The sequence below is a fragment of the Thioclava sp. GXIMD2076 genome, from assembly GCF_037949795.1.
In the GTDB taxonomy this organism is placed as follows: Bacteria; Pseudomonadota; Alphaproteobacteria; order Rhodobacterales; family Rhodobacteraceae; genus Thioclava; species Thioclava kandeliae.
Window position 1 is genome coordinate 736,689 of the sequence record NZ_CP149932.1, and the last position, 21,489, is coordinate 758,177.

At 62.8% G+C, this 21,489-nt stretch carries 20 protein-coding genes; 17 read left to right on the plus strand and 3 right to left on the minus strand.

Annotated features, from left to right (window positions below; genetic code table 11):
• The first annotated feature begins 4 nt into the window (after nt 1–4).
• The 10 genes from purH (at nt 5) to WDB91_RS03675 (ending at nt 10,828) form a co-directional block, all read left to right on the plus strand.
• Nucleotides 5–1,591, plus strand: coding sequence for a bifunctional phosphoribosylaminoimidazolecarboxamide formyltransferase/IMP cyclohydrolase (gene purH / locus WDB91_RS03630; RefSeq protein WP_339113801.1), 1,587 nt, complete (start codon nt 5–7; stop codon nt 1,589–1,591).
• Between the two features lie 61 nt (nt 1,592–1,652).
• Nucleotides 1,653–1,895, plus strand: coding sequence for a hypothetical protein (locus tag WDB91_RS03635; protein WP_339113802.1), 243 nt, complete (start codon nt 1,653–1,655; stop codon nt 1,893–1,895).
• A 91-nt stretch (nt 1,896–1,986) separates the two neighbouring features.
• Complete coding sequence (gene lspA, locus WDB91_RS03640) at nt 1,987–2,481, plus strand: signal peptidase II (RefSeq protein WP_339113803.1); 495 nt, start codon at nt 1,987–1,989, stop codon at nt 2,479–2,481.
• A gap of 52 nt (nt 2,482–2,533) precedes the next feature.
• Nucleotides 2,534–3,061, plus strand: a complete 528-nt coding sequence (locus tag WDB91_RS03645) for a DUF3035 domain-containing protein (RefSeq protein WP_339113804.1) — start codon at nt 2,534–2,536, stop codon at nt 3,059–3,061.
• Nucleotides 3,062–3,187: 126 nt separating this feature from the next.
• Nucleotides 3,188–4,528 (plus strand): pitrilysin family protein, encoded by a 1,341-nt coding sequence (locus tag WDB91_RS03650; protein WP_339113805.1) that lies wholly within the window; start codon nt 3,188–3,190, stop codon nt 4,526–4,528.
• A complete protein-coding gene (locus tag WDB91_RS03655; protein ID WP_339113806.1) occupies nt 4,525–5,826 on the plus strand; it encodes a pitrilysin family protein in 1,302 nt (433 codons plus the stop codon). Before WDB91_RS03650 ends, WDB91_RS03655 begins: the two co-directional genes overlap by 4 nt.
• A gap of 86 nt (nt 5,827–5,912) precedes the next feature.
• Nucleotides 5,913–7,865 carry a DNA mismatch repair endonuclease MutL gene (gene mutL / locus WDB91_RS03660; protein ID WP_339113807.1) on the plus strand — a complete coding sequence of 651 codons (1,953 nt, stop codon included), beginning with the start codon at nt 5,913–5,915 and terminating at the stop codon, nt 7,863–7,865.
• Between the two features lie 44 nt (nt 7,866–7,909).
• Entirely contained in the window at nt 7,910–9,328 is a 1,419-nt protein-coding gene (rmuC, locus tag WDB91_RS03665) for a DNA recombination protein RmuC (RefSeq protein ID WP_339113808.1), read from the plus strand.
• Between the two features lie 69 nt (nt 9,329–9,397).
• Nucleotides 9,398–9,742 carry a DUF3775 domain-containing protein gene (locus tag WDB91_RS03670; RefSeq protein WP_339113809.1) on the plus strand — a complete coding sequence of 115 codons (345 nt, stop codon included), beginning with the start codon at nt 9,398–9,400 and terminating at the stop codon, nt 9,740–9,742.
• Between the two features lie 123 nt (nt 9,743–9,865).
• Nucleotides 9,866–10,828: a hypothetical protein gene (locus tag WDB91_RS03675; protein WP_339113810.1), complete on the plus strand. Its 963-nt coding sequence runs from the start codon at nt 9,866–9,868 to the stop codon at nt 10,826–10,828.
• A gap of 84 nt (nt 10,829–10,912) precedes the next feature.
• On the opposite strand, the gene WDB91_RS03680 is transcribed toward WDB91_RS03675, so the two are convergent.
• Nucleotides 10,913–11,599, minus strand: a complete 687-nt coding sequence (locus WDB91_RS03680; RefSeq protein WP_339113811.1) for a response regulator transcription factor — start codon at nt 11,597–11,599, stop codon at nt 10,913–10,915.
• A 184-nt stretch (nt 11,600–11,783) separates the two neighbouring features.
• Between WDB91_RS03680 and ribA the strand changes: the two genes are divergently transcribed.
• The gene (gene ribA, locus WDB91_RS03685) at nt 11,784–12,857 is read left to right on the plus strand and encodes a GTP cyclohydrolase II (RefSeq protein WP_339113812.1); all 1,074 of its coding nucleotides are present in this window, start codon (nt 11,784–11,786) and stop codon (nt 12,855–12,857) included.
• Nucleotides 12,857–13,387, plus strand: a complete 531-nt coding sequence (locus WDB91_RS03690) for a L,D-transpeptidase family protein (protein WP_339113813.1) — start codon at nt 12,857–12,859, stop codon at nt 13,385–13,387. Before ribA ends, WDB91_RS03690 begins: the two co-directional genes overlap by 1 nt.
• Here the strand turns inward: WDB91_RS03690 and WDB91_RS03695 are convergent.
• A complete protein-coding gene (locus WDB91_RS03695; protein WP_339113814.1) occupies nt 13,384–14,040 on the minus strand; it encodes a YggS family pyridoxal phosphate-dependent enzyme in 657 nt (218 codons plus the stop codon). The two genes, WDB91_RS03690 and WDB91_RS03695, sit on opposite strands and share 4 nt — an antisense overlap.
• A gap of 127 nt (nt 14,041–14,167) precedes the next feature.
• On the minus strand, nt 14,168–15,109 hold the full coding sequence (locus tag WDB91_RS03700; protein WP_339113815.1) for a porin: 942 nt from the start codon (nt 15,107–15,109) through the stop codon (nt 14,168–14,170).
• A gap of 326 nt (nt 15,110–15,435) precedes the next feature.
• On the opposite strand from WDB91_RS03700, the gene WDB91_RS03705 reads away from it, so the two are divergent.
• The 5 genes from WDB91_RS03705 to WDB91_RS03725 all read left to right on the plus strand — a co-directional run bounded on the left by WDB91_RS03705 (nt 15,436) and on the right by WDB91_RS03725 (nt 21,387).
• On the plus strand, nt 15,436–15,972 hold the full coding sequence (locus tag WDB91_RS03705) for a DUF3576 domain-containing protein (RefSeq protein ID WP_339113816.1): 537 nt from the start codon (nt 15,436–15,438) through the stop codon (nt 15,970–15,972).
• 150 nt (nt 15,973–16,122) lie between these two features.
• A complete protein-coding gene (leuS, locus tag WDB91_RS03710) occupies nt 16,123–18,678 on the plus strand; it encodes a leucine--tRNA ligase (RefSeq protein WP_339113817.1) in 2,556 nt (851 codons plus the stop codon).
• Nucleotides 18,665–19,162: an LPS assembly lipoprotein LptE gene (gene lptE, locus WDB91_RS03715; RefSeq protein ID WP_339113818.1), complete on the plus strand. Its 498-nt coding sequence runs from the start codon at nt 18,665–18,667 to the stop codon at nt 19,160–19,162. The genes leuS and lptE overlap by 14 nt, the downstream gene beginning before the upstream one ends.
• 30 nt (nt 19,163–19,192) lie before the next feature.
• On the plus strand, nt 19,193–20,215 hold the full coding sequence (locus WDB91_RS03720; protein ID WP_339113819.1) for a DNA polymerase III subunit delta: 1,023 nt from the start codon (nt 19,193–19,195) through the stop codon (nt 20,213–20,215).
• Nucleotides 20,212–21,387 carry a TIGR03862 family flavoprotein gene (locus WDB91_RS03725; RefSeq protein ID WP_339113820.1) on the plus strand — a complete coding sequence of 392 codons (1,176 nt, stop codon included), beginning with the start codon at nt 20,212–20,214 and terminating at the stop codon, nt 21,385–21,387. The genes WDB91_RS03720 and WDB91_RS03725 overlap by 4 nt, the downstream gene beginning before the upstream one ends.
• Nucleotides 21,388–21,489: the final 102 nt, after the last annotated feature.

A 21,489-nucleotide genomic window follows, 5' to 3' on the forward strand; every position in this document is an offset into this window, starting at 1 on the left:
GCCCGTGACCCGTTCCGTTCCGCTCACCCGTGCCCTTATTTCGGTCTCCGACAAGACCGGTCTGATCGATTTTGCCCGCGCGCTGTCCGCCCGCGGCGTCGAGCTCCTCTCCACCGGCGGCACCGCCAAGGCCCTGCGCGAAGCAGGCATGTCGGTGCGCGATGTCTCCGAAGTCACCGGCTTCCCCGAGATGATGGATGGCCGCGTGAAGACGCTGCACCCCAAGGTCCATGGCGGCCTGCTGGCGCTGCGCGACAATGACGAGCATCTCGCCGCGATGAAGGAACACGATATCCTGAATATCGACCTTCTGGTGGTGAACCTCTACCCGTTCGAGGCGACCGTTGCCAAAGGCGCGGAGTATGACGACTGCATCGAGAATATCGATATCGGCGGTCCGGCGATGATCCGTGCGGCGGCCAAGAACCACGGGTTCGTGGCGACCGTGGTCGATGTGGAAGATTACGATGCGGTCCTGAAAGAACTGGACGAGAATGACGGCGCGACCACCCTGCCCTTCCGTCAGAAACTGGCGCAGATCGCCTATGCCCGCACCGCGGCCTATGATGCGGCGGTCAGCACATGGATGGCCGGCGCCATTGGCGAGACCACCCCGCGTCGTCGCGCCTTTGCCGGCACCATCGCGCAGACCCTGCGCTATGGCGAGAACCCGCACCAGCAGGCGGCCTTCTACCTCGATGGCTCGAACCGTCCGGGTGTGGCCACGGCCAAGCAGCTGCAGGGCAAGGAACTGTCCTATAACAACATCAACGACACCGATGCGGCCTTCGAGCTGGTCTCGGAATTCGGCACCGAAAAACCGGCCGTTGCGATCATCAAACACGCAAACCCCTGTGGCGTGGCCACAGGCGAAACGGTAATCGAAGCCTATAAACGCGCGTTCGATTGCGACCGCACCTCGGCCTTCGGTGGCATCATCGCGCTGAACCAGACGCTCGATGCCGAGACCGCCGAAGAGATCACCAAGATCTTCTCCGAGGTCATCATCGCACCGAAGGTCGATGACGCGGCCAAAGAGGTCATCGCCAAGAAAAAGAACGTGCGCCTTCTGGAAACCGGCGGCCTGCCGGATGTCTATGCGCCGATCACCACCTACCGTCAGGTGGCCGGTGGCCTTCTGGTGCAGGACAAGGACAATGGCATCATCACGCTCGACGATCTGAAGGTCGTGACCGAGCGCAAGCCGTCGGAGCAGGAACTGCAAGACCTTCTGTTTGCATGGAAAGTCGCGAAACACGTCAAGTCGAACGCGATCATCTATGTCAAGGACGGCGCGACCGTGGGCGTGGGCGCAGGCCAGATGAGCCGCGTGGACAGCACCCGCATCGCCGCGCGCAAAGCCGAGGACATGATGGAGGCCTGCGGCTTCGACAAGACCCCGACCATCGGCTCGGTTGTCGCCTCGGATGCGTTCTTCCCCTTCGCGGATGGTCTCATCACCGCGGCAGAGGCCGGCGCCACCGCGATCATCCAGCCGGGTGGCTCGATGCGTGACCAGGAGGTCATCGACGCCGCCAACGAGCGCGGTCTGGCGATGGTCTTCACCGGCATGCGCCACTTCCGCCACTGAACCTGCATTCGGGCGGGCCATCGCGGCCCGCCCGTTTCCACTTCCAAAAAGACGATCCGCCATGCGCGCTTTCGCCATCATCCTCCTTGTGATCAGCGCCCTCATGGGGCTCATCAGTCTCGTCTTCGCGCCGCTGCTGGTCAGCCTGACCTGCGCCAATACCACCTGCACGCATGAAACCGCCTTGGCGCTCTCGGTCCTCTTCATGATCGCGCCGCTTGTCCTGTGCGTCCTGGGCATCGGGCTGAGCGTGGTGCTGTTCAAACGCAGTGCTCCCAAGGACGCTCCCCCCGAAGAGGGTTGATCCTCATCACCAAAACGCCATCGCCCCGCGGGGCGCCTTGCCCCATCCCCGCTTTCAGGGCATAGGGGGGTAATTGGAAAAGGGATCACCTATGCGTCTGGCAGCTCTTTGGGCCTTTGTTATTCTGGTTCTGGATCAGGCATCGAAATATATCGTGGTGCATCTGATGCAGCTCGACCAGCGACTGGCCATCGACGTGCTGCCGCCCTTCCTAAATTTCCGTATGGCTTGGAACAGGGGCGTGAATTTCGGTCTGTTTTCGGGCGATACCGATTATACCCGCCTTATCCTGATCGCGCTGGCGCTGGTGATTGCCGCATGGGTCGGCATCTGGATCGCGCGCAAGCCGCAGCGTCCGCTGGTGCAGGTCTCGGCGGGGTTGCTTATCGGAGGCGCGCTGGGAAATGTCATCGACCGTATCGCTTATGGCGCGGTGGCCGATTTCATCAACACCTCCCTGCCCGGCTGGCAGAACCCGTTTTCTTTCAATGTCGCCGACATCGCGATTTTCATTGGGGCCGTTGGGCTTGCCCTTTTCACGGGCAATGATCCGCGCGGAAAAAAAGGACCGGCCAAAGGGGCGTGACGCCCGCTGGAGTTTAGGTTATGACGAGGCAGTATCGATGAGGGAGTGGCCAATGTCGGCAGCATCAAATCTCGGGATCGCCCTTTCGGGGCTTCTTCTGTTGAGCGCCTGTGGCAGCTCGACTGTCCCCGAACTGATGAACCTGCGCACCAACCGGCCCGGGCCGGACGAGTTTGCCATTGTGCCGACCAAAGCGCTCCAGATGCCCACGGATCTCAATACCCTGCCGCCGCCCACGCCGGGCGGGTCCAATCTGGTTGACCCCACACCCGAAGCCGATGCGATCGCAGCTCTTGGCGGTAATCCGAATGCGCGTGGCAACTCCGATGGGGCGCTTGTCAGCTATGCGGCACGCAAAGGCACAGATCCGTCGATCCGTCAGGAACTGGCCGCCGCCGATCTGGACTACCGCAAGGATCACCGTGGCCGCCTTCTGGACCGCATTACCGGCAAGACCCTGTATTACAAAGCCTATGCGCCGATGGCCCTCAATCAGGAAACCGAGCTGGAACGCTGGCGTCGCCTGAATGTTGCAACGCCTTCGGCCCCACCTTCGGGAACGGCTCAGGCCGCGCAATAGCGACGTCCACGCTGCAAATATCGTAATTTCTGCGTTATTCGGGTGAGTTATCCATCAACTCACCGTCAATCCGCTTGCGACGGAACGGTTCTGTCTACAATGTAGCGCAAAACGTTTGAGGTCCCGATGGTGCGCGCATGGCTTGCTGCTGCCTTTGCCCTGACAGCTTTTCCCGCTGTCTCGGCCGAGGTCAGTTCTTTCACTCTGGAGAACGGGTTACAGACCGTAGTGATCGAGGATCACCGCGCCCCTGCCGTTGTCCAGATGGTCTGGTACAAGGTGGGCGCCGCCGATGAGGTGGCCGGAAAATCGGGGATCGCGCATTATCTCGAACATCTGATGTTCAAAGGCACCGACACAATGGCGCCGGGCGAACTGTCGAAGACCGTCTCCGCCAATGGCGGCTCGGATAACGCCTTCACCAGCGATGATTACACCGCCTATTACCAACGCATCGCCTCCGACCGGCTGGAGTTGGTGATGAAGATGGAAGCGGACCGCATGCAGCATCTGCAGATCTCGCCCGATGACTGGAAGACCGAACGTCAGGTGATCCTCGAGGAACGCTCGCAGCGCACCGATAGCAATCCGCAGGCGCTATTCTCGGAACAGGTGAATGCCGCGCAATACCAGAACTCGCCCTATGGCACCCCGATCATCGGCTGGCGTGCCGAGATGGAAGGGCTGACCCGTGAGGATGCGCTGGCATGGTATCACCGCTATTACGCGCCCAATAACGCCGTTCTGGTAGTGGCGGGCGATGTCACTCCCGAGGAGGTGAAGACGTTGGCCGAGAAATATTACGGCCCGATCCCCGCCAATCCGGATCTGCCGCCGCGTGTGCGCCCGCAAGAGCCCACCCAGCTGGCCGAGCGCAAGATCGACTTCCGCGATCCGCGTGTGGCCCAACCCTCGCTCACGCGCAGTTATCTGGCCCCCGAACGCAATCCGGGCGACCAAAAGGAAGCCGCGGCCCTGACCGTCTTGGCCGATCTCCTGGGCGGCAATTCGCAGACCTCCGTGCTGGGACGCAAGCTGATCTTCGGCACCGGCGAGGCGATCTTCGTCAATGCGTGGTATAACGGGCTGTCTGTGGACAAGACGACCTTCGGCCTGTCGGTCGTGCCTGCCGCCGATGTCACACTGCCCGAGGCGGAAGCAGCGCTCGACAAGGCGCTGGCCGAGTTCATGGCCAACGGGATCGATCCTGACCAGTTCCAGCGGATCAAGACCCAGATCCATGCCAGCGAGATCTATGCAGAGGATGACGTTCAGGGCATGGCCCAACGCTACGGTTCCGCGCTCGCGCAGGGCTTCTCGATCGAGGATGTGCAGGACTGGCCTGACGTGCTGGAGGCTGTCACCCCCGAAGATGTCATGACAGCGGCCAAGGACGTGCTCGTGAAGCGCAACGCCGTGACCGGCTATCTCGACAAACCCGCGGCATCGGAGGCACCCCAACAATGATCCGGCTTTTGCTTGCAGGTCTTTTCGCGCTGACCCTTTCGGTGCCTGCCCGTGCGCTCGACATCCAGCAGGTGACCTCGGAGGGCGGCATCAAGGCATGGCTCGTCGAGGCGCATGACATCCCCTTCACCGCGCTGCGCATCAGTTTCAAGGGCGGCGCGAGCCTCGATGCGCCCAACAAACGCGGCGAGATCAATCTGATGACCGCCACGCTCGAAGAGGGCGCGGGCGATATGTCGGCGCAGGATTTTGCCGCCGCCGAAGAGGGGCTGGCGGCCAATTTCGGTTTTGATGTGGGCGATGACACGCTGACCATCAGTGCGCGGATGCTCAGCGAGAACCGCGATCAGGCGGTGGATCTGCTGCGGCAGGCGTTGATCAATCCGCGCTTCGACCAGTCGGCGGTGGATCGTGTGCGCGGTCAGGTGCAGGCCATCATCGCCTCCAACGCGCAGGATCCGAACGCTCTCGCCTCCAAGACCTTCGCCCATGAGGCGTTTGGCGACCATCCCTATGGCAGCTCGATCAACGGCACGGCCGATAGCGTGGCGGCACTGACCCGCGAGGATATGTTCGACGCGAAAGCCCGCGTGATGGCGAAAGACCGCATGGTGGTTTCGGCTGTTGGCGATATCACCGCCGCCCAGCTGGGCCCGATGCTGGACCATCTTCTGGGCGATCTGCCCGCCACGGGTGCCGATATGCCTGCCCCCGCCAAACTCGCACTGACCGGTGGCACCACAGTCGTCGATTTCGACACACCGCAATCGGTGGTGGTCTTCGGTCAGGCGGGTATCGGTATGGACGATCCCGATTTCTTCGCGGCCTTCGTGCTCAACCAGATCCTCGGTGCGGGCGGGTTCTCCTCGCGGCTGATGGACGAGGTGCGCGAGAAGCGCGGGCTGACCTATGGTATCTACACCTATCTCGTCGATCAGGATCTGGCCAAGACATGGCAGGGCGGGTTCTCCTCGGCCAACGACAAGACCGCCGAGGCGATCAAGGTGGTGAAGGATCAATGGGCCAAGGCCGCCACCGGTGATATCACCGATAAGGAACTCACCGATGCCAAGACCTATCTGACCGGCGCTTACCCGTTGCGCTTCGATGGGAATGGCCAGATCGCGGGGATTCTCGCGGGGATGCAGCTTTCTGACATGCCCGCCGATTATATCAACACCCGCAATGCCAAGATCGACGCGGTGACCAAGGACGATGTGGCCCGTGTCGCCAAGCGCCTGTTGAAGGCCGATGATCTGCGATTCGTGGTTGTGGGCAAACCCACAGGGCTCGAGTAGGCCCCGACACCCGCTTGCCAGATATCCACAGAAAAGCCCGTCCGGACCCGTTTCGGACGGGCTTCATTTATGCTAGGTCTGGTGGCATGACGCTCGACACCCCCAATATGCATCCCCCCGTTACGCATTCTATGCGCCCCGTCATCCGGCAGCTTGATGACGCCGCCGCCAACCGCATCGCGGCAGGCGAGGTGGTCGAGCGCCCGTCCTCCGCCGTGAAAGAACTGGTGGAAAACGCCATCGATGCGGGCGCCACGCGGGTGGATGTCGCTTATGCCGATGGCGGCAAAACGATGATCCGCATCACCGATAATGGCTGTGGCATGACTGCCGAGGATCTGCCGCTGGCGCTCTCGCGCCATGCCACCTCCAAGATCGACGGATCGGATCTGCTGAACATCCACACCTTCGGTTTCCGTGGCGAGGCGCTGCCCTCGCTGGGATCGGTCGGGCGGCTGACCATCACCTCGCGCGCCGAAGGGTTTGACGCGGCCACCATCACCGTGAATGGCGGGCAGATCGGGGCCGTGAAACCGGCCGCACTGAACCGCGGCACCGTCGTCGAGCTGCGTGATCTCTTCTACGCGACCCCCGCGCGGCTGAAATTCATGCGCACCGACCGTGCCGAGGCGCAGGCGATCTCGGATGTGATGAAGCGTCTGGCGATGGCCGAACCCAAGATCAGCTTCACCCTGCGCGATGTCACCGATGGCAAGCGCGAGCGCGAGATCTTCCGGTTCGATGCCGAACAGGGCGAGATGTTCGATGCGCTGGGGATGCGGCTGGCCCGCGTGATCGGCCGCGAATTTGCCGATAATGCGATCCCGATCGACGCCGAGCGCGAGGGGGTGCGGCTGACGGGCTATGCGGCGCTGCCCACATATTCGCGTGGTGCCGCGGTGGAACAGTTCCTGTTCGTCAATAACCGCCCCGTGCGCGACAAGATGCTGATCGGCGCCTTGCGCGCGGCCTATATGGATTTCCTCTCGCGCGAGCGGCATCCGGCGGCGGCGCTGTTTATCAGCTGTGATCCCGAGCGGGTTGATGTGAACGTGCACCCCGCCAAGGCGGAGGTGCGCTTTCGCGAATCCCAAGTGGTGCGCGGGCTGATCGTTTCGGGTCTGCGGGCGGCGCTGGGGGGGGCAGGGCATCGTGCCTCGAGCACCGTGGCCGATGCGACTTTGGCGGCCTTCCGGCCCGAAGCACGACCAGAACCGGCGGCGCAGCAGACCTTTGCCCGCATCTACCAGATGGACCGGCCCAGCATGGGCGCGACCCGCGCCGCCTATGCCGCCCAAGCGCCCGATTTCCGTCCCGCGCCCGCCTACCCTGCGCCAGCCTGTCCCTCCCCCCCACAGGAAGGCTTCGCGGAAACCACGGCCTTCCACGAGGCGCAGCCTACCTATGACGCCCCGTCGGCGCGGTTTGAAACTGCCCCCGCCGCCCCCGATCTGACCGCCCGCCCCTTGGGCGCGGCGCGTGCGCAGCTCCACGAGAATTACATCGTGGCCCAAACCGAGCGCGGGATGGTGATCGTAGACCAGCATGCCGCCCATGAGCGGCTCGTCTATGAGCGCCTCAAGCGCCAGATGGCCGAAAACGGCGTGCCCGCACAGGCGCTCCTGATCCCCGAGATCGTCGAGCTGTCGGCAGGGGATGCGGCGCTTCTGCTGGACCATGCCGATACCTTGTCCAAACTGGGCCTGAGCATCGAGGAATTTGGTGGCAGCGCCATCGCCGTGCGCGAGACCCCCGCGATTCTGGGCGAGATCAATGCCGAGGCGATGCTGCGTGATGTGCTGGATGAGCTTTCCGATCTGGGCGATAGCCAGCTGGTGCAGGCCAAGATCGAGGCGGTTCTGTCGCGCATGGCCTGTCACGGCTCCATCCGCTCGGGGCGTCAGATGCGCGCCGAGGAGATGAACGCGCTCCTGCGCGAGATGGAGGCCACGCCCCATTCCGGTCAATGCAATCATGGCCGCCCCACCTATGTCGAGTTGAAGCTTTCGGATATCGAGCGGCTTTTCGGCCGCACCTGATCTCCGGCCTTTATGTGTAACGGACACCGCCTTTGGAACATTTGATGAACGATCCTCTCCTTCTCGGGCTGGCCGCATTGGCGGCCCTGCTGTTTTTGGCGCTGGTGGCGACCCTGCGCCGCGCGGGCCGTGCGGAAGCCTCGCTCGCGCAGACCCGCGCATGGGAAGGCGAGGCGCGGCGGATGCGCGAGGCGCTTCTGGTCGAGGAAGCCAATTCCCAGCGTCTGCCGGAGGTCATGGACGAGCTGCGCCAGACCCGTGCGCGGCTGGAAGGCGAATACCGCCACCGTGTGCAGGCCGAGCAGGCCTTCCACTCGCTCAAGCGCGAGCACGAGGCGCGGCTCGAGGAGCTGCGCGGCATGAAGCGCGAGATCGAGGACCGGTTCTCGCATGTGGCCTCGGGTGTGTTGCAGCAGAACTCGGAAGCGTTCCTGAAGCTCGTTTCGGAGCGGTTCCAGACCCACAGCCAAGGCGCGCAGGAAGAGCTCGATCGTCGCCGCGCCGCGATAGAGCATCTGGTAAAACCGCTCGACCAGCGTCTGGGCGAGATGGGCACCAAGATCGCCGAGCTGGAAAAGGCCCGTGGCGAGGCTTATGGCGCGATCCATAACCAGGTGAAGGCGCTGGCCGAGGGGCAGGCCCATCTGGGGATGGAAACCCGCAAGCTGGTGCAGGCCCTGCGCGCGCCCAAGACCCGTGGCCGCTGGGGCGAGATGCAGCTGAAACAGGTCTTCGAGATGGCGGGAATGACGGAAAATGTCGATTTCCATCTGGAGCAGCATCTGGCGACAGACGAGGGCGCGCGCCGCCCCGATGCGGTGGTGCATATTCCGGGCGGGCGCTCGATCGTGGTGGATGCCAAGACACCGCTCGAGGCCTATCTGGATGCGCTCGATGCCGAGACACCAGACCAGCAGGCGGCCCAGCTGGCCCGCCATGCCAGCCATATCCGCACCCATGTGAAGCAGCTGGCCTCCAAATCCTACCAGTCCCAGATCGAGGGCACGCCCGATTTCGTGGTGATGTTCATCCCCGGCGAGACCTTCGTATCGGCGGCAGCCGAAGCCGATCCCGGTCTGATCGATTACGCCTTCGCGCAGAAGGTGCTGATCGCCACGCCCACCACGCTGATGGCGCTGGTCAAGGCCATCGCCTATGGCTGGCAGCAGGAGCGTATGGCGCGTAACGCCCTGGAAGTGCAGAAAACCGCTCGCGATCTCTATGACCGGCTGAAGGTCTTCGGCACCCATGTGGACGGGATAGGCCGCGCCCTCACGCAATCGGTGGACCGCTATAACAAGGCCGTGGGCTCGCTCGAGGGGCGTGTCCTGCCGGCGGCGCGGCGGTTCGAGGTAATGGGCGTGGTGCCCGAGGAGAACAGCATGGAGAGCCCCACCTTCGTCGAGGCGCATCCGCGCACCCTGTCCTCGCCGCTTCTGGCTGACGATACGTCGCAAGATTAGGGGCCCGCTGATTTCACTTGCCCGATGCTGGAGATAGCGCGACACTTGATCCATATGGAGGACAAACCCATGCTGACGCTATCCCCATCCAAACTTGCCACTGTTATCCTTCGCGCGCGTAAATTCGATGCCGATATCCCCGGCAGCGGCAAGGCGCGTGAGCTGAAGGGCTTCATTGCCGCCATGAACGAGGACGAGCAGGCCGACCTGACCGCGATCATGTGGATCGGACGCGACACCTATGACGCCGAAGACCTCGAGGACGCGATCGAAATGGCGCGGACCGAAGCCTCTGTTCCGACGGCCGAGTATCTTCTGGACAACCCTCTTCTGGCCGAACATCTGGAACTCGGGGCAGAGGCGCTGGGGATCGATCTGGAAGAGGCCGAAGCCGAAGCCTATCCCACGGTCTGATCGCCACAGGATACGCCGTCCGGTTGTAATATTGGCGGGCATGAAACGTTTTATCTGCGTTGCGGCCTTGCGCAGCGAACGCGGCGCAGGCTACGAAAGAAGGAGTTCTTCCGGATCTTTGGCATGCGTGCGCTTTTCTGTCTGATTCCTGCTTTGCTCTGGGCCGATATGGCCCATGCCCTGCCTGATGGCGGCTATCTTCTGGCGACCCCGATTCTCGATACCGAGAAGACCGATCCGCGCTATATCCATCTGCAGGTCGACGGAACGACGATCACGGTGACCTATGCGTCGATCACGCCCCCCGATGCCACGGCCTGCCGCGACACCGATTATTGCGACATGCTTTGGGACGGGCTGAAGCTGCGTTATAGCGAGAAGGACGGCACGCTGAAGGTGACCGACCGCAACGTGACCCGTGATGACAAGCCGAGCGATGCCAACCGCAAGTCAGGCGATCCGACCGCCGACCAGAAGCTCTATTTCGAGCCCCTCATCCGCCGGATGAACGGTGCGAAAGTGGCAGGCAACGCGGCGGGCGGCTTCACCCTGACCACCGAGCTGGGCCAGGCGAAATTCAGTCCGCTCCCACGGGAAGGTCTTCCGCTCCTGACCGCATGGATGGCCCAGACCGGTGCCGATCCCGACCAGTTGGGCTATTGCGACGTGCCGCAATTCTCGCAACTCTATACCTTTGATGCGGGCAAGGGGTTCCGTCAGGCACTGGAGGTCTTTGCTGCGGCACAAGCCGCTGATGTCGCCGCCAACCGCATGGGTGCGATCGAACCGCCCGATAACGGCACGAGCAACAGTCTGGGCAGCGCCTTCGAGGCACGCCGCCCTGCGACCATGCTGGAAATGGCGATGTGGCGGCTCAACCTCGCCCCCGAAACGCCGCCGGACCAGATCGTCGACGAGATCGATCGCGAGATCGGAACCCCCGATGCGATGGCTGTCGTCACACCGCTGATCCCTGCCCTGCCCATGGCCGCAGCCTATAAGGCCAAGTTGCGCACGATCCGCGCGGCAGGCACGCCGCTCAACGCACCGCTCTGCATGGATATGACTTTGGGTATGGCCAAGTAACCATATAAAATGGCCCCACCCCGCGACGGGTAGGGCCGTTTCGCCATAGATTTCCCTTAGAGACAATAAGAGGAAGGCGAAGGCTCAGGCGGCCAGACGGTAGCCACCGGATTCGGTCACCAGCAGGCGCGCATTGGTGGGATCGGGCTCGATCTTCTGGCGCAGGCGGTAGATATGGGTTTCAAGCGTATGGGTGGTGACGCCCGCATTATAGCCCCAGACCTCATGCAGCAGGATATCGCGCGGCACCACACCATCGGGGGCCCGATAGAGGAATTTGAGGATATTGGTCTCTTTCTCGGTCAGGCGGATCTTCTTGTCCTTATCGTCGACAAGCAGCTTGAGCGAGGGTTTGAAAGTATATGGGCCGAGCTGGAAAACAGCATCCTCCGACTGTTCATGCGTGCGAAGCTGGGCGCGCAGGCGGGCCAGAAGCACGGGGAACTTGAACGGTTTGGTGATGTAGTCATTGGCGCCCGAGTCGAGACCGAGAATTGTATCGGCGTCGGTGTCATGGCCGGTCAGCATCAGGATCGGACATTTCACGCCTTGCTTGCGCAGCTTCTTGCACAGCTCGCGGCCATCGGTATCGGGCAGACCCACATCCAGAAGGACCAGATCATACAGTCCGGCTTTCGCCTTCTCGACCGCTTCCGCGCCGGTGCCGGCCTCGAATACATCGAAATCCTCCGTGGCGACCAGTTGCTCGGCCAGTGCCTCGCGCAGATCGGTGTCGTCATCGACCAAAAGGATTTTCTTCAAACCTGACATTCATGCCTCCGTTCCGGCGGACAGGCCCCCGAAAGGGTCGCGGCACCGCCAAGTCTCGTGTTGCTCGGGTTAGACATTGTTCCGAAGTGACAAAACGACAAGGGGGGTGAAATCTTTCTCACGCGGACGTGTCGAAACGCCAAGATATGTTTCAATTTGTTTCAGGCTTGGCTATCAGTTCCGCATGATGACCGGTTCTCTATGCCCCTCGCCTGCCGAACGACTCAACCGCGCCCGCGCCGATCTGCGTATGGGCCTGCCGGTCGTGCTTGATGACACGACGCTCGCCGCTTCGGTCGAGACGCTCGATCCGGCGCGCCTTGCGGCGATGCGGGAGCTGGGTCCACTGACGCTTGCGATCACCTCATGGCGGGCCGAGACGCTCAAGGCCCGCGTCTATGACGAGGATCTCGCCCGCGTCTGGGTGCCCGCAGATGCCGATCTGCGCTGGCTGCGTGCCATCGCCGATCCGGCGGATGATCTGGCGACCCCGATGAAAGGCCCGCTCAAAACCCTGCGCGAAGGCGATGCACAGATTGCCCGCACGGCGATCCAGCTGGTTAAATCGGCACAGCTTCTGCCCTCGGCGCTGCTGGTCAGCGTGGCGCAAGCGCCCGACGGGCTGACGCGCCTGGAGAGCGCAGAAGCGATGGAAAACCTCGCAGCCGAGGCCCGTTTCGCGCCGGTATCCGCCGCGCGGGTGCCGATGCGGGCCTCCGAGGCAGGCCGCGTGCATGTGTTCCGCCCCGATAACGGCGCCGAGGAACATTACGCCATCGAGATCGGCTCGCCAGACCGTGCAAAGCCCGTGCTCGCGCGGCTCCATTCGGCCTGTTTCACCGGCGATGTGCTAGGCTCGCTGAAATGCGATTGCGGCCCGCAGCTCGATGCCGCCCTGCGCCAGATGGGCGAGAACGGGGCGGGTGTTCTGCTCTATCTCAATCAGGAAGGGCGCGGGATCGGGCTGGCCAACAAGATGCGCGCCTATTCGCTGCAGGATCAGGGATTCGACACAGTCGATGCCAATCACCGCTTGGGCTTCGAGGATGACGAGCGTGATTTCCGCATCGGCGCGGCACTTCTGAAACGGCTCGGCTTCAGCAAGACCCGCCTGCTGACCAACAATCCCAAGAAGGTCGATATGCTGCAAAGCCACGGAATAGAGGTGGTCGAGCGGGTGCCGCTGAAGGTGGGCATGAGCCGCTTCAACGCCAATTATCTGGCCACCAAAGCCGCCAAATCGGGGCATATCCTGTGATGCGCCTCACGCCTGCGGGGCTTTTGATGCGCGGGCGGACCCTGCCGGTGGAGATCGGGCGCGGCGGGTTGTCGGTCAACAAACGCGAGGGCGATGGCGCGACCCCGATTGCCGCGCTGCAGATCATGGGCATGCGCTACCGCGCCGACCGGATGGCCGCCCCCCAGCCCTGGGCCACGCCTATAGGCCCGCGCGATCTGTGGTGTGATGCGTCAGATCATCCCGCCTATAACCAGCAGGTCCGCGCACCCTTCGGGCCTGGCCACGAGGTCCTGCGCCGTGCCGATCCGCTTTACGATATCATCCTGCTGACCAGCTGGAACTACCCGCAGGCGGAGGCGGGCAAAGGCTCGGCCATCTTCCTGCATCAGCGCCGCCGTGCGGGCTATCCCACGGCGGGATGTCTGGCGTTCCGGCGCGATCACCTGATCTGGCTGGCGCGGACTGTGCAACAGGGCGAGACACTTCTGATCCCGCCCCTTGCCTGTTATCCGCAAACTCGCACTGCAAAACAGCGCGATAAGGCCTAGGCCTTATAGTGGCGCGCGCCAAAAATGGCCGAGCCGACGCGCACATGGGTCGCCCCTGCGGCAATCGCCTCTTCGAAATCCGATGACATGCCCATCGACAGGCCCCACAGCCCGTTGCGGCGCGCCATCTCGGCCAGTGCATCGAAATGCGGGCGGGCGGGCTCGCCCTCGGGCGGGATACACATCAGCCCCTGCACGGGGAGGTCCATCGCGATCAGATCCTTGATGAACCCGTCCAGATCCTCGGGCAGGATACCGGCCTTTTGCGGCTCGCGCCCCGTATTCACCTGCACGAAAAGATCGGGCGTCTGGCCACGCTCTTGCGCCAGACCGGCGAGCTTTTTCGCCAGCGACATGCGGTCCACCGAATGGATCGCCTCGAACAGCTCCACCGCCAGTTTCGCCTTGTTCGATTGCAGCGGGCCGATCATTTCCACCCGCACATCGGGATAGGCCTCGCGCCATGCCGGCCATTTGCCCTGCGCTTCCTGAACGTAATTCTCGCCAAACAGACGATGGCCCTGTTCCAGCACTGCCTCGACGCGCTCTGGCGGCTGGACCTTGGACACCGCGATCAGCTCGGCCGAGCCAAGCGCGCGGCCTGCGCGTTTCTCTGCGGTGGCGATCCGCTCGATAATCTCTTCAAGCCCCATGATCTTGCCCTTTCCCGGATAGGTTCGGGGGCAAAACACCATGTGCAGCGCCAAAAGGCAAAGCCCAAATGCAAAAGAGCGGGCACAAGGCCCGCTCTTCCGTAGTCCGGTTCAGATCCTGAAAGGATTAGAACGAGAACTTCATGCCGAGGTCGGCGATCATGTCGGTGTCTTTGAGGTCGGAGTCAGCGATACCGCCTTTAACCGACAGGCCACCGCCCAGATCGTAGGAAGCGCCAACGCCGTACCAAACAGCGTTGTCAGCTGCGGTGTCGCCTGCGAAGGTGTCGCCGTCGAGGTCGGTGTACTGAACGTAGCCGCCGAAGGTCCATGCATCCATGGTGTAGTCAGCGCCGATGCCGAAGTTGTTGTCCAGCGTCGAGTCTTGCGTACCGGTTGCGTAGAAGACTTTCACGTTGGTCGCGCCGAGAGCGGCAACCATTGCGAGGTCAACTTGGCCAGCGTCAACACCGGTGTCGCCGCCGTCGATATACTCGTAGCCTGCGCCGAAGGTGTAGTTGGTCCAGGTGTACGCACCAGCGATTGCCATCTCTTGGCCATCAACCGGAGCGGAGGGGTTGGTGCCGTCCGAGAACGATGCTGCCAGCGAGACCGGGCCGGTCGAGTAGGTGTACAGCAGTTCCGGGTTGTCGTTTTCGGTGAAGTTCGCGCTGTCGCCGGTCAGGTAACCGATGTCGTTGCCGCCGTTACCGTCGAGGTCGGTGTAGCCAACTTCGTAGAAGTCGCCGAACAGAGCTTCCGGTGCGCCAACAACGTCACCCATTTCAACGCGGCCGAAGGCGCCCGAAACGAAGACCGAACCAGCTGCGCCTTGCGAAGCCGAACCACCCTTTTCGTCTTCTTGGTCAACGCGGAATGCGCCGCCGAAGGCCAGACCCGAGTCGGATTCGCCCGACAGGGTGAATTTCACACGAGCGCGCGAGTTGAAGTTTGCGTTGTCGCCGTCATAGACAACACCCATACGGCCGTCGCCCGAAAGCGAAACTTCTGCTGCTGCGACGCCTGCGGACAGGACCAGAGCGGTCGTCGCGAAGAGAACCTTTTTCATCGTTTTCCCTCATTGTCTCTAAGGTCAATCCCAACTCAGGGAAATCCGAATTGGGTATGCAGTCTTTTCGCCTCCCCCAGTCCGCATTGCAACGAAAAGCAAAGCCCCGTGAGCACAGGCACATTTTCGTGGTGCACTCTTGCCACACCCCGTTTGCGAGCCATCGGGCGGATCCCCGCCGCGGGACCGCCGCCAGATGACAAATGATTGCGGGGAAATGCCTTGTCCGCCCATGACCCATAAGATAAGGACAAAATCATTGGACGATACTAGATCCTGCACATGTATATAGAGTGCGTGGCAGGCGATCAGGGGGCAGCGTTTTGATGACGATCCAAAAGACCATCCGTATGACGGCACTCGGCGGCCTTATCCTGTCTCTGGCGGCTTGCGGCCAAGGCATTGCATGGAATCAGAAAAACGCGCCCGAAGGTGGCTATCGCGATGTAGCCTCGGAATCGCATATCAGTGGTGATGTCGGAACCGAAGTGCGCACCGACCCCGCAGATCGTGGTGCCCGTTCGACCCTGTTCGATCTGTTCAAGAACAATGACGACCCGAATGTGACCGTCGAGGTCAATAAATACATCTGGCAAGCCAGCCTCGAAGTGCTCGACTTCCTGCCGATCCAGTCGGTCGATCCCTTCACCGGCGTGATCGTGACGGGCTATGGCACCCCTCCGGGTGGTGGGCGCGCTTACCGCGCCACGATCCATGTGACCGATCCGGCTCTCGATGCGCGCTCGCTGAAAGTCTCGCTGGAAAGCCGCGGCGGCGCGGTCTCGGCGCAAACGGTGCAGGCGGTCGAGGATGCGATCCTGACCCGTGCCCGCCAGATCCGTGTGGCCGATTCGAAGCTGTAAAGCTTCCCGACATCCCCGACAGACGCCCGGCCACAGTGTCGGGCGTTTTGCATTGCAGCCATGCTTTCTCCCCAAGCTGTCTGGACCTTGGCCCTGTGGACAGTGTAGCAAGCACCCAAAGACAGTTATTCGCAGCTCAAGGGGCGAGACATGGCGCAATACGCACCGGGCCAATCCGAACAGAAATGGCAAGACGCATGGGCGGAGGCCGGTGTGTTCACCGCCAAGCCGGATGCCGATAAAGAGAAATACTATGTGCTCGAGATGTTCCCCTATCCGTCGGGGCGCATCCATATGGGCCATGTGCGCAACTACACCATGGGGGATGTGGTTGCCCGCTACAAGATGAGCTGCGGTCTGGCCGTGCTGCACCCGATGGGCTGGGATGCCTTCGGGATGCCCGCCGAGAATGCGGCGATGGCTTCGGGCGGTCACCCCAAGGACTGGACCTATGCCAATATCGAGACGATGAAGGGCCAGCTGCGCCCCTTGGGCTTCTCGCTTGACTGGACGCGCGAATTTGCGACCTGCGACCCCGAATATTACGGCCAGCAGCAAGCGATGTTCCTTGATATGCTCGAAAAGGGTCTGGTTTACCGCAAGAACGCCATCGTGAACTGGGATCCGGTCGATATGACGGTTCTGGCCAACGAGCAGGTGATCGACGGCAAGGGCTGGCGCTCGGGCGCAGATGTCGAGCGTAAGGAACTGACGCAATGGTTCTTCAAGATCTCCGATATGGCCGGCGATCTCCTGGACAGCCTCGATAATCTGAAGGACTGGCCCGAGAAGGTGCGCCTGATGCAGGCCAACTGGATCGGCAAGTCGCAGGGTCTGGAATTCGGCTTCGAGACGCTGAACGCGCCTGCGGGTTTTGAAACCATCGAGTGCTATACCACCCGCCCCGATACGCTGATGGGTGCGGGCTTTGTGGGGATCTCGCCCGATCACCCGCTGGCGAAAGAGCTGGAGAAGGGCAACCCCGAATTTGCCGCTTTCCTCGCCGAGTGCCGCAAGGGCGGCACCACCGAAGAAGCGATCGAGACCGCCGAGAAGCTGGGCCGCGATACCGGCATCCGCGTGAAGCACCCGCTCGACCCCAATTGGGAACTGCCGGTCTGGGTCGCCAACTTCATCCTGATGGATTATGGCACCGGCGCGATCTTCGGCTGCCCTGCCCATGACGAGCGCGATTTCGAGTTTGCCACCAAATACAGCTTGCCAATCACGCCGGTCTTCGCAGCCGAGGGCGCGGAAGAGACGGCGCTGACCGAGGCCTTCGTGCCCGCCAAGACCGAGAAGGTCCGCTACATCCGCGGTTTCGCGGGCGCCGAAGTCCAGACTGGTGAAGAAGCTGTGGCGGCTGCCATCAAGGTCGCCGAAGACAAGGGCTTCGGCAAAGGCGTGACCAAGTTCCGCCTCCGCGACTGGGGCCTGTCGCGCCAGCGCTATTGGGGCTGCCCGATTCCGGTTGTCCATTGCCCGACTTGCGGCGTGGTTCCCGAATCGAAGGCCAACCTGCCCGTCCGCCTGCCCGATGACGTCACTTTTGATGTGCCCGGCAACCCGCTGGACCGTCACCCGACATGGCGCGATTGCGCCTGCCCGAAATGTGGCACGGCGGCCAAGCGCGAGACCGACACGATGGACACCTTCGTGGACAGCTCGTGGTATTACTCGCGCTTCACTTGCGCGAGCGCCGATACGCCCACCACCGACGAGACCAAATACTGGATGAATGTCGACCAGTATATCGGCGGCATCGAGCATGCGATCCTGCACCTGCTCTATTCGCGCTTCTTCGCCCGTGCGATGAACGAGACGGGCCACCTGCCCGACAGCGCCCGCGAGCCCTTCAACGCGCTGTTCACCCAAGGCATGGTGACGCATGCGATCTTCAAGACCACCGGTGCCGATGGACGCCCTGTCTATCACTATCCCGAACAGGTCGAGGAGCGTGAAGATGGCACCTATGTGAAGGCCACCGGCGAAAAGGTCACCGTGGTGCCCTCGGCCAAGATGTCGAAATCTAAGAACAATGTCGTGGACCCGATGAATATCATCCGCGATTTCGGCGCCGATACCGCGCGCTGGTTCGTCATGTCCGACAGCCCGCCCGAGCGTGATGTCGAATGGACGGCTGCGGGTGCGGAAGCGGCCTCGAAGTTCCTGGCCCGTGTCTGGCGCATCGCCAATGACATTGCCGAAGGGGTTGATGGTGACGCGAAAGCCGACGAGGATCTGCTGCGCGCGACCCATAAGGCCATCGACGAGATCACGAAATCCATTGAGGGCTTCGCCTTCAACAAGGCCATCGCGAAACTCTACGAACAGGCCAATACCCTGTCGAAGACGAACGCCTCCAACGCCGCGCGCCGTGAGGCGATGAAGCTGACCGCCCAGCTGATGTCGCCGATGGTGCCCCACTTGGCCGAGGATATCTGGGCGCTGATGGGCGGCGAGGGCTTCGTTGTCAAAGCCGCATGGCCCAAGGCCGATCCGGCACTGGTGGTGGATGACAATGTCACCCTGCCGATCCAGATCAATGGCAAACGCCGCTCGGAACTGAGCGTGCCGAAGGATATGCCCAAAGACGAGGTTGAAAAACTGGTTCTGGCAGACGAGCATGTGCAAAAGGCGCTGGCCGGTGGTCAGCCCAAGAAACTGATCGTTGTTCCGGGGCGTATCGTCAATGTGGTCATCTAACCGCCGAACCTTCCTGCTGGGGGCGCTTGCCGCCCCCGCACTCGCCGCTTGCGGTTTTACCCCCGCCTATGGGCCCAAGGGCGGCGGGGCCAAGCTGTTGTCCGGCGTCGAGGTGGATGCCCCGCAAACGACGGATGATTTCGCCTATGTCCGGCGCATCTCGGAGCGGCTCAATCCCGCCACCTCCCCGCGCTACCGGCTGTCCTACACCATCACGACCGATGTGATGGATCAGGCGATCAGCCGCGATGACGTCACCAACCGCTATTCGCTCAACGGCACGGCCACCTACCGGCTCTACGACACTGCCAGCAATGCGGTGCTGCTGACGGGCCGCGTGGCCTCCTTCACCAGCTGGTCGGCCACCGGCACGATCGTGGCCACCCAGACCGCCGAGCGCGATGCCCATAAACGGCTGATGACCATTCTGGCCGACCAGACCGTGACACGCCTTCTGGCACAGGCCGGATCGCTTCCCGAATAGGCCTCTGACAAGGCTGATAGAGAGACCGGCATGAAACTCACCGGCATTGCCGCCACGCGCTATTTTGCCAAGCCCGACCCCGACCGTATGGGGCTCCTGATTTTCGGGGCCGATGCGATGCGGGTGGCCCTGCGGCGGCAGGAGGTGATCAAGGCGCTCCTTGGCCCCACGGCCGAGGAGGAGATGCGGCTTACGCGGATCGAGGCCTCCGAGCTGCGCCGTGATGGTGCGATGCTGGCAGATGCGGTGAAGGCCGTGGGCTTTTTCCCGGGCCCGCGCGCGGTCTTTGTCGAGCAGGCGACCGACGGGCTGGCCGATACCATCGCGGGGGCGGTAAAGGACTGGCATGGCGGCGATGCGCAGATCATCGTCACCGCCGGCTCGCTCACCGCCAAATCCAAGCTGCGCAAGGTTTTCGAGACCCACCAGAACGCCTATGCCATCGGCATCTATGATGACCCGCCCTCGCGCGAGGAAATCGAGGATATTCTCAAACGCGCGGGCATCGCCCAGATGACGCCCGAGGCGACAACCGATCTGCACAATCTCGCCCGTGCCCTCGATCCGGGGGATTTCCGGCAAACGGTGGACAAGCTCGCGCTCTATATGCATGGCGAGAACACGCCGGTGACGCCCGCCGATATCCATGCCTGTGCGCCCGCCACGATCGAGGCAGGCACCGATGATCTGCTCAATATCGTGGCAGAAGGCCGTGCCAACGAGCTCGGGCCGATGATGACCCGTCTCACCGGTCAGGGCATCCAGCCGGTGGCGCTCGCCATCCAGGCGCTACGCCATTTCCGCGCGCTCCATGCCGCGGCCTCCGATCCGGGTGGTCCGGGAGCAGGTATCGCCAAGATGCGCCCGCCGATTTTCGGCCCGCGCCGCGACCGGATGCAGAGACAGGCGCAAAGCTGGGGCATGTTCCGCCTCGAGGAGGCCCTCCAGATCCTGATCGAGACCGACCTCACGCTTCGCTCGGCCTCGCGCGCGCCGCAGATGGCACTGATCGAACGCGCCTTCCTGCGGCTCTCGATGATGGCCAGACGATGACCGCGCTCGTGATCGGCGCAGGCCCCGCAGGGCTGATGGCCGCCGAACAGATCGCCCGTGCGGGCCATAAGGTCATTCTGGCCGATGCCATGCCCACACCTGCGCGCAAATTCCTGATGGCGGGAAAATCGGGGCTGAACCTCACCAAGGACGAACCGCCCGAGGCCCTTGCCGCGCAGTATCCCGAAACGTGGATCCACCCTTATGTGACCGCTTTCGGAAGCGCCCAGATGCAGGACTTCGCCCGCGATCTGGGTATCGATATCTTCACCGGCTCGAGCGGCCGCGTTTTCCCGACCGGCATGAAAGCCTCGCCCTTCCTGCGCGCATGGCTCTCCCGCCTCGACGCGCTCGGCGTCCAGCGCCACACCCGCTGGCACTGGACCGGATGGGATGGCCGCGCCTTCCTCTTCGACACGCCCGAAGGGCCGCAGCCCGTTGACGCCAAGGTCTGCGTGCTCGCTCTGGGCGGTGCCTCCTGGCCCCGCCTTGGCTCCACCGGTCATTGGGCGGGCCTGCTTGCGATCAAGGGCATAGACCTCGCCCCCTTCCGCCCTGCCAATATGGGCTTCCATGTTGCATGGTCACCCCATATGCAGCCCCATTTCGGCAAGCCGCTCAAATCCATTGCCTTTCTGGTCGGAGCGCAGAGCCTGCGCGCGGAATGTATCCTCTCCGCCCGTGGCTTCGAGGGCGGCGGGATCTACGAGATCTCGTCCAAACTGCGCAACGGCTACCCGCTCGCTCTCGACCTCCTGCCCGATACCGACATCGCCACGCTGACAGACCGCCTCGCCCGTCCCCGCGGCAAGGAGAGCCTCTCGAACCATCTGCGCAAAGCGACAAGGCTCGATCCCGTGAAACTGGCACTGCTCAACGAATGGGCCCGCCCGCTGCCACAGGACCCCGAAGCCCTCGCGGCGCTGCTGAAACATCTCCCCGTGCCCCTGGGCGCCCCTTTCCCGATCGAGGAAGCCATCTCCACCGCAGGCGGCATCAGCGCCCGCGCCCTGACCTCCGATCTCGAACTCCGCGCCCTGCCGGGTATTTTCGCGGCGGGCGAGATGCTCGACTGGGAGGCCCCCACGGGTGGCTATCTGCTGACCGCCTGCTTTGCCACGGGCTTCGCGGCAGGACGGGCCGCCGCAGAGCGCCTCTCTTCCAGCGTCTAGAAATATCCCGGGGTGAATGGCCCGGAACGGGCCAGAGGGGCAGCGCCCCTTTCGATTGTATCCATCACAAGCCGCCGCTTGACGCGATCATGCGATCTGCCA